Raw genomic sequence first — 16,767 nt, forward strand, 5'->3', positions numbered from 1 at the left:
CCTGCTGACGCACCCGCCGTAGGAATCGTCGGTGCACATCCACTCGCCTCGCTCCCGTGCCCTCGTCCCGCTGTTCGCGCTGGTCGCAGGGGGTGCGCTGCTCACCGGCTGCACTTCCGGCGGGGGTGACGACGCCACCGCCCCCACCGGCGCCGCCCCCACAATCGGACCGTCACCCGACATGCGGCCGGCCGAGACGCTCGACTGCCTCCCCCAAGGGACCGCGACCGCCGCGACCGGGCCCGAGGACGACCCGACGCTCGTCGCCTGGACCGGCTCCGGCACCAAGGCCGTGGTGCTCGCGCCGCAGCGTGGGGGCGGCCCGTGCCAGTGGGCCGACCAGCTGACCCGGCTCGCGGGTGAGGGGTACCTCGTCGGCACGTTCAGCTGGTCCTCGGACGGGCCCCAGTCCCTCCGCGACGCGGTCCAGGTGCTCCGCACGATCGGCGGCCAGGACTTCGCTCTCGTCGGGGCATCGAAGGGCGGAGCCGTCGTCGCCGCCGGCGCCGACGAGATCTCGCCCAAGACCGTCGTCGCGCTCAGCCCACCCTCGGAGATCGAAGGCGTGGACGCCCGCTCCGCATCCAGCACCTACGACGGGCCGCTGCTCGTCGTCGCGTCGGCCGACGACCAGGACGTCCATGCGGACGACTCGAAGCTCGTGGCACGGGCGGACGACGCGTCCACGTTCCTGCTGCTCGACGGTGCGTCGCACGGCGTCGCGCTGTTCGGCGGGCCGCACAGGGACGAGGTCCTGCAGCGGATCGACGACGCCCTGTCGTCGGGCTTCGCCGGCTGACAGCACCCGCACACAGCACCGCGGGCGCCGCGACCGGGGGGAGGTCGCGACGCCCGCGGTGGGCTTCGTGGGGTCAGACGAGCCGGCGACGCACCACCGTCGCGATGCCCGCACCGATCGCGAACAGAGCGACCGCCGCGAGCCCGCGGCCCGTCGCGTTGACGCCCTCGCCGTCGACCCCGGCGATCTCGATCGAGTACGCCGTCGCCCCGAGCGCACCGTCCGGAGCGCCGTACGCCATGCCCTCGGTCGACGCCCGCTCGGCGCCCGCCTTGAGGACCGCGTACTTCACGCCGTAGTCCGCCGCCGTCTCCTCGCCGCTGTCGACGAGCTGCGACGTGCCCTCGTCCGACAGGCGCTGCGCACCGTCGACCAGGCCGGGGGCGCCGTCGGCCGCCGTGGCCAGGCCGTCCGCGAGCTGCGTCGACCCGTCCGCGGCGTCCTTGAGTCCGGACGCGAGGTCGTGCGCACCTCGGTCAAGCCGCACGGCTCCGGCGCCGAGCTGGCCGAGCCCGCTCTTCAGAGCGTCACCACCGGCCGAGAGCTGGTCCACGCCGCCCTGCAGCGAGTGGATCCCGCCGCGCAGCGTGCCGTTCGCCTGGGTGTCCGAGTCGCCACCGACGCCGGACTGCACGCTCGTGACGACCTTCGTGACGAGCAGGCTCACGCCCGCGTCGACGGCGTCGAGCCCCTCGAGGAGCCCGGCGGTGGGCTTGCCGTCGGCGTCCACCTTGGGGCAGAAGGACAGAGAGACCGTCAGGCCGCACTGCAGCTTGCCGAAGCCGGCGCCGGCCACGTTCGCGAGCCTGCCCTGCAGGTAGGCCAGTGCCTGCTGCATGGTCGGGTCCGCGGGCGCTGCGCCGCCGTAGAGGTACGCGAGGGCCTGCTCGATCGTCGGGTTCGTCGAGGTGGCGAGGTAGTACGCGGGGTCGTTCGGGTTCGCGATGGCGGCCGGGTCCGCGAGCGCGTTCCTCCCGGCCGTGAGCTGCGTACTGACGGCGTCGACGACGGCCGCCGACGCCGGCGACACGGTGGCCAGCGCCGGCATCGGCGGGCGGCCCTGCGGATAGCACCCGCCGGCGGCCGCCGGCCCGGCCCCGCTCAGCACGTCGCCGAGGACCGTGATCGCGCACGTGAGCTTCTGGTACGCGCCCGGCGCCGTCGGGTCGTTGGCGTAGACCGCGGCCGACAGGTCGGCGAGCGCTGCAGGCGCGTCGCCGGAGACCTGCTTCTGCAGCTGCTGCAGGCCCGCGAGCAGGGGGCCCGGGGCGGTTGCTGTGCCGATGCCTGCCCGCAGACGGGCGATGCCGTCGTGCAACGCCTGGGCCTCGGTGGGCAGCGTCCCGATCTGGCCGTACATCTTCTTCAGTCCGGCGTCGACCTGCGAGAGACCGCCGTCCACCAGGGTCAGCCCGGCGATGAGCTGCGGCGCCTTGGCGTTCGCCTCGGCGAGGCCGGAGGCGAGCTGGCGGCTGCCGTCGGCGAGCTTCGCGGCGCCCGGGGCAGCCTCGTCGTTCAGCCCGGACTCGAGCTGGTCAGCGCCGTCGCGGAGCTGCAGCAGCCCGGCGAGGAGCTCGGACGCCCCGTCGCGCAGGAGCAGCAGGTTCGAGTCGATCTGCACGGCGCCCGACGTCAGGTCGACGCCGCTGTTCGCGCCGGACTGGTAGCTCGCCGAGCCGGCCTTGTAGGACGGGAAGTCGAGCGGCGACACGGGCAGGGACGTGAGGGTCGCGGGCGGGATGACGCCCTTCGACACGTGCGCCGTGTAGCCGAACTCGGCGGTCGCGGACCCGATGGGCGGGAACAGCGTCATCTGGAACGTCATGAGCGTGCCGCCGTGCCCGTCGCCGGCCATCGCAGCCTCGTCGGACCGGACCTCGGTGAACGACGACGGCAGTGTCGTGGTGAGCGACCCGATCATCGGCACGACCGTCTCGGCGCTGGCCTTCGCCTTGCCGCCGGTGCCGTCGTCGTACTCGACGGCCTGCTGCTTGCCGGTGACGTTCTTCACCGTGTACCTGACCGTGAGCGTGCCGGTCTTGCCGACGACGGCGCCGGGCTCGACGGGCTTGCCGTCGAACAGGTAGCTCACGGCGACCTGCAGCGGGAGCTCCTGGTCGTAGTCGCTCACGGAGCGCAGGCGCTTCTCGCCGTCGACGTCGACCGACGTGACGACCGCGCCGTCCCGCACCTGGTAGCCGCCGAACCCGTCGAGATTCCGCAGGCCGTGCGTCGAGACCGGGTTGGTGATCGTCGCGGTGCCGTGGCCGGACAGGTCGAGCTGCTCGTAGACGCGGGCCTTGAGCAGGGCACCGTTCGCGTTGAGGCGCGCCTGGACGGTCTCGGTGTTGGTGACGGTCACGTCACCGGAGTCCGCGGCGCTCGCGGCGCCGCCCGTCGTGCCGACGAGCAGCGGGACCAGGGCGAGGGCGCACAGGCTGGTGGCGGTGGAACGGCGCACGTCAGGCCTCCGTGGCGGGCTGGTACGGACGGGGGTCGGCGGGGACGAACGTGTCGTCGAACGACGTGTCCTCGGCGGCGGCCAGCTCGCGTTCGCGCTCGCGGTCGGCCTCGACCTGCGGGCCGAGCAGCGACGTGGCGACGAAGCCGGCGCCCGCGGCGAGCAGCACGGACGTCGCGGTGCTCCACGACGAGCTGACGAACGCCGTCGGGTCTGCCGCGTACGTGAGCTCGTACGCGCCGGACATCGCGGCGGCGCCGAGCAGGGTCGCCCACAGCGGGAGGCGGCCGCGCGTGCCGGCGGCGACGGCGAGGCACACCAGCAGCACGAGCAGCACGGCGACCGCGCGGCCGCCGCTGGTGTCGGGCAGCACGGCGGCGCGGACGGCGTACCCGACCCAGGCCGCGACGAAGCCCACGCCGAACGCGCCGGCACGCTGCACGGGGGATCGGTCCGGGACGAGCCCGAGGGCGCCGCCGAGGGCCGCGCCGAGCAGGGCGACTCCCTGCACGTCGAGGCCGAACGCGTCGGAGAGCAGGACGATCGCCGTCGTCAGGACCGCGAGGAAGACCCCCGCGAGGATGTGTCGCCTCATGACCACCTCGATGTGGTGAACCGCTGGATGGACGTCCACCCCGGTCCGGCGCGCGCCCGCCGTCGCCGTTGACGGGTGCGCGTGCCGGCGTACCGGGGTGGAACCGAGCCGATGTCTACCAGCGCGGGCGACACGTGAGCCACGCGGTACTAGGTAATTGGTCCCGCGTCCTAGGTACTTCGGGCCGAGTACCAGATAACCGTTACAGGTCTGTGACCTGGGTCACGAAACCGGCCGAAACGGGAGCGGCCCGGCGCGTCAGAGGTAGCGCAGCGGGTCGAACTCCTCGAGCGGGATGATCCGCAGGCGCGGCAGCTGCACGTTGAACGCCGCGACGTCGGACTCCAGGTCGAACGTCGCCAACCCGCGTGCCGTCAGCCCGGCCAGCGCGGTGCTCGTGAACTCCCGGAAGGCGAGCAGCCCCACGCGCCGGTCGGGGTCGTCGACGAGCAACTCGACCTCGGGTGCGAAGTCACCGTCGTGGCTCGCCAGCAGCACGTCACCGTCACGCTGCGCGATCGCCGCGAGGGTGCGCTTGATGCCGATGTCGACGACCTTCTCGTACGACTCGCCCGACAGCGGGATCGGCTGGAACCCGATCGCGAGCAGCGCCTGCACGAACGACATCGGCAGGTTGCCGTTCGACGCGTTGAGGAAGAACAGGCCCTTCACCGGCTGGTCCCACGTCTGCTGCGCGAACGACAGCACGCGCTCCCAGCGCGGACGCTGCTCGGGCGTCGGGCGTCCGCCCAGGATCGACGAGCCGAGCGTCGCGTCGATGTTCTCGCCGTCGACGAGGAGGTACGTGGTCCTGCCGGCGGTGTCCTGGCTCATCGGGCCAGCGTATCGGCGCGGTGCGCCCGTGCCGTCGGGGGACGACGACGGCCCGGTGCCCGCAGGAGGTCCTGCGGGCACCGGGCCGCCCGAGACGCACGCCCGCTCAGCGGGCGAGCGACGTCACGAGCAGGTCGTGCCGTTCAGCGTGAACGACGACGGAGCCGTGTTCGTGCCCGTGTGCGAGCCGTTGAAGCCGATCTGCGTGCTGCCACCGGGCGGCAGCGAGCCGTTCCACGACTCGTTCGTGAGCGTCACGGCCGAGCCGGACTGGCTCGCCTTGGACGACCACGCCTGCGTGATCGCCTGGCCCGACGGGAAGGAGAACTTCAGCGTCCAGCCGTTGATCGCGGCCGACGAGGTGTTCTTGATCGTCACGTTCGCGGTGAAGCCGGTGTTCCACTGGTTGACGCTGTACGTGACCTGGCAGCCGGCCGGGCCCTGGGTCTGCGTGGGCGTCGGGGTCGGCGTGGTGGGGGTCGGCGTCGGGGTGGTGGGCGTGGGGGTCGGCGTCGTCGGGGTGGGCGTCGGGGTCACGCCGCTGAAGGCCGACACGATGCCGTCGTACGCCGGCTTCTTCGCGTAGTTGTCGTCCCAGACGAGCGCGGCGCCCTGGCCGGAGAACGTGCCGGGGACCCACGAGTACTTGTCGGTGATGCCCCAGATGGTCACGCCCTGGCAGCGGGTCACGCCGAGGCACGCCTGGAACACCTTCTTGTAGTCCGCGGCCTGCTGCGCGAGCTTGCTGGAGTCGGAGGGCGTGTTCATGCGGATGTCGAGCTCGGTGATCCGGACGTCGACACCGAGGTCGGCGAACCGCTGCAGGTTCTGCTGGAAGTCGCCGGGCACCTGGCCGACGATCAGGTGGGACTGGAAGCCGACGCAGTCGATCGGGACGCCGCGCGACTTGAAGTCCTTGACCAGGTTGTAGATCGCGGTGCTCTTCGAGTTGATGTTCTCGATGCTGTAGTCGTTGATGCACAGCTTCGCGGTGGGGTCGGCGGCGCGCGCCGTCTTGAACGCCGTCTCGATGTAGCCGTCACCCAGCCGCTGCTGGAACACCGACTGGCGCCGGGAGCCGTTGTCCTCGAACGCCTCGTTGACGACGTCCCACGAGAAGACCTTGCCCTGGAAGTGCGTCGCGACGTTGGTGATGTGGTTCTTCATCGCCGACTCGAGGGCGGACCCCGACAGGTTCGAGACCCAGCCCGGGAGCTGCTGGTGCCACACGAACGTGTGCCCGTAGAGCTTCTTGCCGCTCTGTGCCGCGTACTGGGCCACCTGGTCGCCCGAGCTGTAGTTGAAGGAGTTCTGCGACGGCTCCGTCGAGTCCCACTTCATCGCGTTCTCGGGGACGACCAGGGAGAACTCGCTGTCCGCGATGGACTTGTACGCGGACTCCGAGAGCCGGTTCGGGTCGAGCGCGAACCCGATGTCCTTGCCGGCGGCGGTGCCGTAGTCCTTCAGGGTGCTCGCAGCCTGCGCGGGGACGACGAGCGCGGTGCCGACCACCAGGGTCGCGGCGGCGGCGGCGATCGTCGTGCGCAGTGCGCTCCGCGTCCCGGCCTTGCGGCGGGCGAGCGGTTGTGTCGGGGCCATGGTTTTCCTCCTCGTCGAGCCAGTGCCGAACGAAGAGTGGTCATCGGCGCCAGACGCGCGCGAGGTGCTGAAACATTTCGGGCGCTTGCCCTCGGAACTTTCGATAGTGAAGCGGTCGGGAAGGATGGGGCGGGCGGAGGTGTTGTTGCGAACGCATGGACCTGACGGACGCACCTCACAGGAGAGCAGATGACGCAGGGGCGCAAGCTTCCCGGGACGCGCGAGGCCGCGGAGGCCTGGGAGTCGCTCTTCCGTGCGCAGGTGGCGCTGATGCGGCGCTTCCAGCGCGACGACGTGTGGGAGCCGCTGTCCATCCGCGAGTACGACGTGCTGTTCACGCTGTCGCGCTGCCCCGGCAGGTCCGCCCGGCTCAAGGAGCTCGGCGAGGGGTCGCTCCTCACCCAGCCCAGCCTGTCGCGGCTCGTCGAACGCCTCGAGGCCGACGGGCTCGTCACCCGCGGTCCCGTGCCGGACGACGGCCGCGGCGTCGCCGTGACCCTGACCGACGAGGGGTCGCGCGTGCAGCGGGAGATCGGCCGACGGCACGTCCGCTCGATCCGTAGGCTCGTCGGCGGGGCGCTCGACACCGACGAGCTCGCGACGCTGCGGGCCCTCACCGACAAGCTCCGCGCAGCCCAGGCCGGCATCCCCGACCCGTCCTGATGCACGTCAGGACCTCCGGCCCATCCGTTCGTCCGGTCTGTCCTTGACGATGGATGAGTTGCCGGCGACGGTCCGGCACAGAGGGGAGCGAGGTCACATGCGCGTGCTCGTCACGATCGCATCTCGGCACGGGGGCACCTGGGGCATCGGCGAGACGGTCGCGGAGGTCCTGCGGCAGCGCGGTCACGAGGTGACGATGCGCGAGCCCGAGGACGTGGCCACCCTCGACGGAGTCGACGCCGTGGTGCTGGGCTCCGCCGTCTACACCGCGCACTGGCTGCCCGCGGCCCGTGAGCTCGCCGACCGCCTGGCCGACGACCTCGCCCAGCGTCCCGTCTGGCTGCTGTCGTCCGGGCTCGCGACGCAGCCCGCCGCCGCGGCGAACTCGCCCCACGAGATCCGCGAGCTCGTCGAGCGCATCGGCGCCCGAGGGCACCGCAGCTTCCGCGGCCGGCTCGACCGCAGCGTCCTCACGTTCGCCGAGCGCGCCGTCATCGCCGGTGCCCGTGCGCGCGACGGGGACCACCGTGACATGGAGGCCGTCGCCGCGTGGGCCGAGGAGGTCGCGGACACGCTGACGCCCGCGCACGCCTGACGCACGCCGTACGCGTCGTCAGCCGACGCGCGGGCCCACGTGCCGCAGCGCGCGCAGCTCGGCCGCCACGGCCGCCGTCGCGGGCCGCCTGGTCGGCTCCTGCGCGGTCATCGCCGTGAGCAGCCGGCCCCACTCGGGCCCGAGCTCGGCCGGGATCTCCGCGGGGTGCAGCAGGCGCGCGAGCGAGCTCGTGAGCGCGTCGCCCGGGTACGCGCGCTCGCCCGTCAGGCACTCGAGGAGCACGAGACCGAGCGAGTACACGTCGCTCGACGGCCCCGCCTCGCGGCCCAGCGCCTGCTCGGGGCTCTGGTAGCCCGCCGTGCCGGTCGTCGTGCCGGTGACCGGTCGACCAGGAGTTGTCGCGCCCGCGGTCGTGGCGGACGCGATCCCGAAGTCGGCGAGCACCACCGGGAGCCACGGCGCGTCGCCGCGGCCGGTCGGCGCCGCCGTCGACGAGACGAGGACGTTCGACGGCTTCACGTCCCGGTGGGTCACCCCGGCGGCGTGCGCGTGGCCGAGCGCCGTCGCGAGCTGCCGGCCGACGTCCGCCGTGAGCGCCGGCTCGAGCGGGCCCGCCGCGATCGTGTCCCGCAGCGTCCGCCCCTCGACGAGCTCCATGACGAGGAACGCGACCGGTCCCACGCCGTCCAGCACGTCGGCGCCGACGTCCAGCAGCGCGACGAGGTTCGGGTGCGCCAGACCCGACAGGACGCGGGCCTCGTGCGCGTAGCGGCGGATCTCGTCTGGCGACGCGGTGCCGAGCGTGAAGACCTTGACGGCCACGCGCCGGTCCAGCCGGGTGTCGACGGCGACGAGCACGTCGCCCGAGCCGCCCCGGCCGAGCGGTCCGACGAGCCGGTACCGGCGGCCGAGCACGGCTCCGCCCGTCGACGGGTCGTCGGTCAGCGACACGGTGTCCTCGGGTGGTCGGTGCGTTCCTGGGCGCAGGCGGAGCCGGTCGGTCCGCCTGGGGACGACGGTAGGAGCGCGCCGTCCTGGCCGCATGTCCAGCGGACCTGGCGTCGCCCGTCCAGGTGAGCCGGCGACGCGTGGTCGGCCGCTTGCAAGCGAATGCAAGCGGCTTGCAACGCTGGGCCGTAGACTTCGCTGCATGTCACGTCGACTCGCAGAGGTAGCGCGCAAGGTCGGTGTCTCGGAGGCGACCGTCAGCCGGGTGCTCAACGGCAAGCCGGGGGTGTCGGAGCAGACCCGCGAGGCGGTGCTCACCGCGCTCGACGTGCTCGGCTACGAGCGACCCACCAAGCTGCGCGGCGAGCGCGCCCGGCTCGTCGGCCTGGTGCTCCCCGAGCTGCAGAACCCGATCTTCCCCGCGTTCGCCGAGGTCGTCGGGGGAGCGCTCGCCCAGCAGGGGTTCACCCCGGTGCTGTGCACCCAGACGGCCGGCGGCGTGTCCGAGGCCGACTACGTCGAGCTCCTGCTGGGGCAGCAGGTGTCGGGCATCGTCTTCGCGGGCGGCCACTACGCCCAGCGCGACGCCACGCACGGGCACTACGAGCGGCTGACCGGCCGCAACCTGCCGGTCGTCCTCATCAACGCGTCGATCGAGGAGCTGCCGTTCCCACGCGTCTCGTGCGACGACCAGGTCGCGATCGAGCAGGCCATCGGCCACCTCGCGTCGCTCGGGCACACCCGGCTCGGGATCGTGCTCGGGCCGGTCGACCACGTGCCGTCCGAGCGCAAGCTCGCGGCCGCCAAGGCCTGCGCCGAGCGGCTCGGCATCGACCTCGGCGGCCACCACGTGGTGCGCTCGGCCTACTCGCTCGAGTCCGGGCAGGCCGCCGCGACGCGCCTGCTCAAGGAAGGGGTCACCGGCATCGTCTGCGCGAGCGACCCCCTCGCGCTCGGTGCGATCCGGGCCGCCCGACGGGCCGGTCTGCGCGTGCCCGAGGACGTGTCCGTGGTCGGGTACGACGACTCCGCCTTCATGAACTGCACCGAGCCGCCGCTCACGACCGTCCGTCAGCCGATCGAGCCCATGGGCCGGGCGGCGATCGACCTGCTGGTGAGCCAGATCAACGGTGCGTCCGTGCCGCAGGAGGAGCTCCTGTTCGAGCCCGAGCTCGTCGTCCGGGGCTCGACGGCACCCGCGCCGACCGCCTGACCTGCCCGGGAGCTCGTCTCCCGGACGCCTCCACGGCCCCGCCGCGACCGTCGGGGCCCACCGGGGCCTACCTTCACGGGCGCCCCCGCGGCGTCGGCCCCTTGAGCTGCGGGACGCGCATACCGACGTCGCCCGGGGCCGCCGAGGTCGGTGCCGACTGCCGACGTCGGCGACCTCGCGCACCCCTCTCGTCGCCGAGTCCGGGGGATGTCGTCGAGTCCGGCGGTTGCAGGTGCGGGTCTCGCCGGGAAGCCACGGACTCGCCGAGAAGCCACGGACTCGGCGGGAAGCCGCGGACCGGGGCGTCTTGGCCCGCTGCACCGCCGGCGCGACGGTGTGCCCTCGGTCACGCCAGCGCGTGACGTCCTTCGCACCGGTTCGTCCAGTCGCGGGTCACACTTCGATAACGCAACTGTCAGATTCTTGCGTGGTTTCAGTCGAGACCTTTAGTGTCGGGCTCACGCCGACGACACGACGGCGGCCGCGGCCCGACGAGGGGTTGACTGCCGGACGTGACGAACGACGCAGCAGCGAGCACCGGCCCGACGACGCCGTCGGAGCCCACGAGAGACGAGAGACCGCGTGCCCCAGGCCCAGCCCGAGACCGACGCCCAGTGGTGGCGCGGTGCGGTGATCTACCAGGTGTACCCGCGCAGCTTCGCCGACGGGAACGGCGACGGCACGGGTGACCTGGCGGGTCTCCGCGCCCGTCTGCCCTACCTGCGCGACCTGGGCGTCGACGCGATCTGGGTGACCCCGTGGTACGTGTCCCCGCTCGCCGACGGCGGGTACGACGTGGCCGACTACCGGGCCATCGACCCGGCGTTCGGCACGCTCGAGGAGGCCGAGCAGCTCATCGCCGAGGCGCTCGCGCTGGGCATCCGCACGATCATCGACGTCGTCCCCAACCACGTCTCCGACCAGCACGCCTGGTTCCAGGCCGCGCTGGCCGCCGGACCGGGCAGCCCCGAGCGGGAGCGGTTCTGGTTCCACCCCGGCAAGGGCGAGCACGGCGAGCAGATGCCGACGCAGTGGGTGTCCGACTTCCAGGGCAGCACGTGGACCCGGACGACGAACCCCGACGGCACGCCCGGCGAGTGGTACCTGCACCTGTTCGCGCCCCAGCAGCCCGACGTCAACTGGTCGCACCCCGACGTGCGCGCCGAGTTCGAGGACGTGCTGCGGTTCTGGTTCGACCGGGGCGTCGCGGGCATCCGCATCGACTCGGCCGCGCTGCTCATCAAGGACGGCAGCCTCCCCGAGTACGACGAGACGGACCAGCACCCGCACGCCGACCGTGACGAGATCCACGACGTCTACCGCGCGTGGCGCAAGGTCGCCGACTCGTACGAGGGCACGCGCGTGCTGGTCGGCGAGGTGTGGCTGCAGGACAAGGCCCGGTTCGCGCAGTACCTGCGGCCCGACGAGATGCACACTGCCTTCAACTTCGACTTCATGGCCCGGCCGTGGGACGCGAAGCAGCTGCGCGAGTCGATCGACATGACGCTCGCCGCGCACGGTCCCGTCGGCGCGCCCGCGACCTGGGTGCTGTCCAACCACGACGTGACGCGGCCCGTCACCCGGTACGGCCGCGAGGACTCGTCCTTCGCGTTCACCGCGAAGCGCTTCGGCACGCCGACGGACCTCGTCGTCGGGGCTCGTCGGGCCCGTGCCGCGGCGCTGCTCACCGCCGCACTGCCCGGTTCGCTGTACGTCTACCAGGGCGACGAGCTCGGCCTGCCCGAGGTCGAGGACCTGCCGCGCGAGCTCCTGCAGGACCCTATGCATTTCCGGTCGCAGGGGGTGGATCCCGGTCGCGACGGCTGCCGGGTGCCGCTGCCCTGGTCCGGGACCGCCGCACCGTACGGGTTCAGCCCGGACGGCGCGACGGGGGAGCCGTGGCTCCCGCAGCCCGCCGCGTGGGCCGGCCTCACGGTCGAGCACCAGGAGGCGGACCCGCACTCGATGCTGCACCTGTACCGCGCGGCCCTCGGGGTCCGTCGCGCCGAGCCGTCGCTCGGTGACGGGCCCATGACCTGGGTCGACGCCCCCGAGGGCGTGCTGGCGTTCGCCCGGGGCGACGTCGTGTGCGTCGTCAACCTGGGCGCGTCTCCCGTCGAGCTGCCGGGACACACCGACGTCCTGCTCACGAGCGACCCGCTCGACGCAGGCCTGCTGCCCCGCGACACCGCCGCGTGGCTGCGCACCGACCGACCCGTTCCGACCTCGTAACCGCACCGACCGCGCCACCCACCCAGCACCACCGACCGAACCCCCGAGCAGTACCAGGCCCGACCCCCCGTCCGGCCGCAACTCACGAAGGAGTGACGATGAGGTCCTCACGCACCACCGCGCTGGCCATGGCCGGCGTGCTGTCGCTCGGCCTCCTGGCCGCGTGCAGCAGCAACGACGACTCGAGCGACTCGTCCAGCGACGCCGCGGGCAAGGTCTCGATCAAGGTCGCGGGGCTGCTCCCGACGGCCGACGACGCCGCGAAGCAGCAGCTCGCGGACCGCGTCGCGTCGTTCGAGGAGAAGTACCCGGACATCTCGATCGAGACCGAGGACTACGACTGGAAGGCGTCGACGTTCACCGCGCAGCTCGCCGGTGGCACGCTCCCGAACGTCTTCGAGATCCCGCTGACCGACGGCAAGACGCTCATCGAGAACAACCAGCTCGCGGACATCGACTCGTACGTCCGGGCGCTGCCGTACGGCGACCAGTTCAACGAGAAGCTCATCGCGAACGGCACGGGCGACGACGGCAAGATCTACGCCGTCCCCGCCAAGTCCATCTACGCGGTCGCGCTGCACTACAACCGGAACCTGTTCGAGCAGGCCGGCCTCGACCCGAACGACCCGCCGACCACGTGGGACGAGGTCCGCGAGGACGCCAAGAAGATCCACGACGCCACCGGCGTCGCGGGCTACGCGATGATGGCGCTCGACAACGCGGGCGGCTGGCAGCTCGCCGCCGGCGCGAACTCGCGCGGCGGCGTCATCGAGACGTACGACGGCAAGAGCTACACCGCGACGCTCGACGACAAGGCCGTCAAGGAGCACCTGCAGTGGCTCCACGACCTGAAGTGGGAGGACGGCTCGCTCCTCGACCGGACCGACCTCGGCTGGGGCGACATCAACACCGAGTTCGCGGCCGGCAACCTCGCGATGTACACGTCGGGCTCGGACGTCTACAACTCGCTCGTCGAGTCGAACGGCGTGAACAGCGACTGGGGCTACGGCCTCACCGCGATCCCGACGTCGGGCGACGGCGGTGCCCTCACCGGCGGCACGATGGCGGCCGTCACGAAGGACTCCACCGACGCGCAGAAGGACGCCGCGGTCAAGTGGATCGACTGGTGGTACCTGAGCAAGCTGCAGGACAAGGACCAGGCGGTCGCCGACGCGCAGTCCCGCGTCGCCGCGAACCCGCCCCAGGCCGTCGGCACCCCGGTGCTGCCGATCTTCTCGCAGGCCAACTACGAGCAGAGCCAGGAGTGGGTCAAGCAGTACATCAACGTGCCGCTCGAGGACATGAAGGGCTACACGGACGTCATGTTCACGCAGAACCTGGTGCCCGAGGCCTCGGCGTCGGTCCAGGACCTGTACGCGCAGCTGTTCCCGGTGGTCCAGGCCGTGATCTCCGACCAGAACGCGGACATCGACCAGCTGCTCGAGGACGCGAACGCGGCCGGCCAGTCGGCCATCGACAGCGCCAAGTGAGCCAGCCCGGCTGACTCCAGCGCGGTGGCGCCGGACGGGGACGACCTCCCCGTCCGGCGTCGCCGCAGCCGCTCCGCCCGACCGACCGACAGAAAGCGCGCCATGACCACGGACGACGTCGTCCTCGCCGACCGCCACCGCGCGGGCACGGCGACGACACCCACCCGCGGGACCCCCCGAGGGACACCCGCCACCTGGGCCCGGCGGGGCGGCCTGACCGCCCTCGTCTTCGGCCTGCCGATCCTGCTCGTCTTCGGCATCTTCTCGTGGTGGCCGATCATCTCCGCGGTCGTCATGAGCTTCCAGAAGACGAACATGACCGACGCCGCGGTCTGGGTCGGCTGGGACAACTTCGCGGCGATCTTCACCGACCCGTTGCTGCCCAAGGTCATCCGCAACACCGCGTGGTTCGCGCTGCTCGCGCTCGTGTTCGGCTACCCGGTGCCGCTCGTCGGGGCGGTGCTCATGAGCGAGCTGCGCCGCCGCAAGGGCCTGTACTCGGTGCTCGCGTACCTGCCGGTCGTGGTGCCGCCCGTCGTCGCGGTGCTGCTGTGGAAGTTCTTCTACGACCCGCGGCCGCAGGGCGTGTTCAACACGATCCTCGGGTGGGTGGGCCTCGGCCCGTACAGCTGGCTCAACGACCAGGCGATGGCGATGCCGTCGCTCGTCCTCGAGGCCACGTGGGCCGCCGCCGGAGGCACGGTCATCATCTACCTCGCCGCGCTCCTCACGGTGCCGCCCGAGCTGTACGACGCCGCCGAGGTCGACGGTGCCTCCGTCTGGCGCAAGGTGTGGCACGTGACGATGCCGCACCTGCGCGGCGTGCTGCTCATCACCCTGATCCTGCAGATCATCGGCACGGCCCAGGTGTTCCTCGAACCGTTCCTGTTCACCAACGGCGGCCCGAACCACGCGACCCTCACCGTGATGCTGTGGGTGTACCAGCTCGCGTTCACGTCGATCGGCAACCACTTCGGCGAGGCCACGGCCCTGAGCCTGCTGCTCGCCGTGTTCCTCGCGGTCCTGTCGCTCGCGTACTTCCACCTGACCCGGAGCTGGAGCGAATCGTGACCACCACCGACACCGGCACGAAGCTGCAGCGGACGAAGATCGCGGTCATCGACCCCGTCGCCGCGCCCAGGCCGCCCCGCCGGCGGCGCAACGACGAACCCGTCGACCGCGGCGCCCTGTCCACCGCCGACTGGCACCGGCCGACCGTCAAGCACACGTGGCGCACGATGCACTTTCTGCTGCTCGTGCTGCTCGTGGTGTGGTGCCTCGGCCCGCTGCTGCTGCTCGGCAAGTTCGCGTTCACGCCGACGCAGGACATCCAGAGCGCGCCGCTCGCGTTCTTCCCGAACGGCGCCACCTGGCACAACATCGACATGGCGTGGAACAGGTACCACATCGGCCACTTCTTCATGAACACCGTGTGGGTCGCGCTGGGCTCGTGGTTCGTGCAGATCCTCGTCGCGACGACGGGCGGGTTCGTGCTGTCGGTGCTGCGGCCGCGCTGGGCGAAGGTGCTCAACTGGGCGGTGCTGACCACGCTGTTCGTGCCCGCGGTCGTGCTGCTCGTGCCGCTGTACAAGATCGTCGTCGACCCGCCCGTCGGCGAGAGCCTCGTGAACAACTTCTTCGCCGTGTGGCTGCCGGCCGGGGCGAGCGCGTTCAACGTGGTGCTCGTCGCGCGGTTCTTCGCGGGCCTGCCCCGGGAGATCTTCGAGGCGGCGCGCATGGACGGTGCCGGGCCCTTCCGGCTGTTCTGGAACATCGTGCTGCCGATGAGCAAGCCGATCATCGGGGTCGTGTCGGTGTTCGCGGTGATCGCGTCGTGGAAGGACTTCCTCTGGCCGTTCCTGGTGCTCAAGGACCAGTCGGTCATGCCGCTGTCGGTCTACCTGCAGTCCATGGCGAACGTGGACAAGGGGACGCTCATGGCGGCGCTCGCGATCTCGACGCTCATCCCGATCGTGATGTTCCTGGTGTTCCAGCGGATGTTCCTCAGCGGCGCGGGTCTCGGCGGCGCCGTCAAGGGCTGACCGCCCCGGCGTGCACCCGTCCGGACCGGGCGGGTGCACGCCGCTGTTTTCCTGACGGCTTGTCGCATCAAGATCACGTGCCGATCGGCACCCTCCGGGCCGGCCGCCGCGCGGTCCGGTGCGATGATCGATCGGTGGCCCCCAACACGTCGCTGAGCCCCCGCACGCCCGCCGAGCAGACCGTCGGCACAGCCCCGTACGACGCGCTGCTGCTCTTCTCGTTCGGAGGGCCGAACGGCCCCGAGGACGTGCTGCCGTTCCTGCGCAACGTCACGGCCGGCAAGGGCATCCCGGACGAGCGGCTCGCCGAGGTCGCCGAGCACTACCACCACTTCGGCGGCGCGAGCCCGATCAACGGCCAGAACCTCGCGCTCCAGAAGGCGCTCGCCGCCGAGCTCGAGCGGCGCGGCCTCGACCTGCCGGTCGTGTGGGGCAACCGCAACTGGGAGCCGTACACGCGCGACGCGCTCGCGGCCGCGCACGCCGACGGCGCCCGCCGCGTGGTCGCGCTCGTGACCAGCGCCTACGCGTCGTACTCGGGCTGCCGGCAGTACCGCGAGAACCTCTGGACGGCGCTCGATGAGCTCGGCGCCGAGGTGGGCCTGCCCCAGGGCGAGCACCCGCTGGTCGTCGACAAGGTCCGCACGTACTTCAACCACCCGGGCTTCGTCGAGGCGAACATCGACGCCGTCACGGAGGCCTACGAGAAGCTCGGTGCGGACGGCCGCCTCGTCTTCGTCACGCACTCCATCCCGGACACGATGGAGGCCGCGTCGGGCGTCGCCGGTCCGACGTACAGCGAGCAGCACCTCGACGTCGCCGCGACCGTCGCCGCCGCGGTGGGGGAGCGGCTCGGGCGGACGCTCGAGTGGGACCTCGCGTACTGCTCGCGCTCCGGTCCGCCGAGCCAGCCGTGGCTCGAGCCTGACGTGAACGACCACCTGCGGGCGCTCGCCGCAGCCGGCACCACGGCCGTGGTCATCGCGCCGATCGGGTTCATCTCCGACCACATGGAGGTCGCGTTCGACCTCGACACCGAGGCGCTCGAGACGGCCGCCGAGCTGGGCCTGACGGCGGTCCGCGCGGACACCGTGGGCACGCGGGACGCGTTCGTGCGCGGCCTCGTCGACCTGGTGCTGGAGCGCGCAGCGCGCGCACGCGCTGTCGAGGCCGGCGAGCCCGCACCCGCACCCGCCGTGGTCGGCGGCCTGCCCGCCCGGGCCGACGTGTGCGCGCCCGGCTGCTGCCGCATGCGCGACGGCGTCGACTCCGGCCGGCTCGCCGCCTGCTCCGTCGACCCCCGGTCCTGACCCCCGCGTCCTGACCCACCCGCGC

14 protein-coding genes are annotated in these 16,767 nt (G+C 72.1%); 9 read left to right on the forward strand and 5 right to left on the reverse strand.

The window, feature by feature from the left end:
• The first annotated feature begins 181 nt into the window (after window positions 1-181).
• Entirely contained in the window at window positions 182-799 is a 618-nt protein-coding gene (locus J7523_RS12340; protein WP_291886818.1) for a hypothetical protein, read from the forward strand.
• Between the two features lie 73 nt (window positions 800-872).
• On the opposite strand, the gene J7523_RS12345 is transcribed toward J7523_RS12340, so the two are convergent.
• The 4 genes from J7523_RS12345 to J7523_RS12360 all read right to left on the reverse strand — a co-directional run bounded on the left by J7523_RS12345 (window position 873) and on the right by J7523_RS12360 (window position 6,288).
• Entirely contained in the window at window positions 873-3,260 is a 2,388-nt protein-coding gene (locus J7523_RS12345; protein WP_291886820.1) for a hypothetical protein, read from the reverse strand.
• Window position 3,261: 1 nt separating this feature from the next.
• Window positions 3,262-3,855, reverse strand: a complete 594-nt coding sequence (locus tag J7523_RS12350; protein ID WP_291886822.1) for a hypothetical protein — start codon at window positions 3,853-3,855, stop codon at window positions 3,262-3,264.
• A 258-nt stretch (window positions 3,856-4,113) separates the two neighbouring features.
• Complete coding sequence (locus J7523_RS12355; RefSeq protein ID WP_291886824.1) at window positions 4,114-4,689, reverse strand: NYN domain-containing protein; 576 nt, start codon at window positions 4,687-4,689, stop codon at window positions 4,114-4,116.
• Window positions 4,690-4,812: 123 nt separating this feature from the next.
• Window positions 4,813-6,288 (reverse strand): endo-1,4-beta-xylanase, encoded by a 1,476-nt coding sequence (locus J7523_RS12360; protein ID WP_291886826.1) that lies wholly within the window; start codon window positions 6,286-6,288, stop codon window positions 4,813-4,815.
• Between the two features lie 189 nt (window positions 6,289-6,477).
• Between J7523_RS12360 and J7523_RS12365 the strand changes: the two genes are divergently transcribed.
• Together J7523_RS12365 and J7523_RS12370 are read left to right on the forward strand one after the other, a co-directional pair.
• A complete protein-coding gene (locus tag J7523_RS12365; RefSeq protein WP_291886829.1) occupies window positions 6,478-6,951 on the forward strand; it encodes a MarR family winged helix-turn-helix transcriptional regulator in 474 nt (157 codons plus the stop codon).
• A 97-nt stretch (window positions 6,952-7,048) separates the two neighbouring features.
• Complete coding sequence (locus tag J7523_RS12370; protein ID WP_291886832.1) at window positions 7,049-7,546, forward strand: flavodoxin domain-containing protein; 498 nt, start codon at window positions 7,049-7,051, stop codon at window positions 7,544-7,546.
• An 18-nt stretch (window positions 7,547-7,564) separates the two neighbouring features.
• Here J7523_RS12370 and J7523_RS12375 read toward each other — a convergent pair whose 3' ends face one another.
• Window positions 7,565-8,458, reverse strand: a complete 894-nt coding sequence (locus J7523_RS12375; protein ID WP_291886835.1) for a serine/threonine-protein kinase — start codon at window positions 8,456-8,458, stop codon at window positions 7,565-7,567.
• Window positions 8,459-8,657: 199 nt separating this feature from the next.
• Between J7523_RS12375 and J7523_RS12380 the strand changes: the two genes are divergently transcribed.
• The 6 genes from J7523_RS12380 (at window position 8,658) to J7523_RS12405 (ending at window position 16,742) form a co-directional block, all read left to right on the forward strand.
• On the forward strand, window positions 8,658-9,668 hold the full coding sequence (locus J7523_RS12380; RefSeq protein WP_291886837.1) for a LacI family DNA-binding transcriptional regulator: 1,011 nt from the start codon (window positions 8,658-8,660) through the stop codon (window positions 9,666-9,668).
• 582 nt (window positions 9,669-10,250) lie between these two features.
• A complete protein-coding gene (locus J7523_RS12385) occupies window positions 10,251-11,900 on the forward strand; it encodes a glycoside hydrolase family 13 protein (RefSeq protein WP_291886839.1) in 1,650 nt (549 codons plus the stop codon).
• Between the two features lie 98 nt (window positions 11,901-11,998).
• Window positions 11,999-13,390 (forward strand): extracellular solute-binding protein, encoded by a 1,392-nt coding sequence (locus tag J7523_RS12390; protein WP_291886841.1) that lies wholly within the window; start codon window positions 11,999-12,001, stop codon window positions 13,388-13,390.
• A 102-nt stretch (window positions 13,391-13,492) separates the two neighbouring features.
• Complete coding sequence (locus tag J7523_RS12395) at window positions 13,493-14,461, forward strand: sugar ABC transporter permease (RefSeq protein WP_291886846.1); 969 nt, start codon at window positions 13,493-13,495, stop codon at window positions 14,459-14,461.
• A 47-nt stretch (window positions 14,462-14,508) separates the two neighbouring features.
• Window positions 14,509-15,432 carry a carbohydrate ABC transporter permease gene (locus J7523_RS12400; RefSeq protein ID WP_291886932.1) on the forward strand — a complete coding sequence of 308 codons (924 nt, stop codon included), beginning with the start codon at window positions 14,509-14,511 and terminating at the stop codon, window positions 15,430-15,432.
• 134 nt (window positions 15,433-15,566) lie between these two features.
• Window positions 15,567-16,742: a ferrochelatase gene (locus tag J7523_RS12405; RefSeq protein ID WP_291886849.1), complete on the forward strand. Its 1,176-nt coding sequence runs from the start codon at window positions 15,567-15,569 to the stop codon at window positions 16,740-16,742.
• Window positions 16,743-16,767: the final 25 nt, after the last annotated feature.

It is taken from the genome of Cellulomonas sp. (assembly GCF_017744555.1).
Lineage (GTDB): Bacteria > Actinomycetota > Actinomycetes > Actinomycetales > Cellulomonadaceae > Cellulomonas.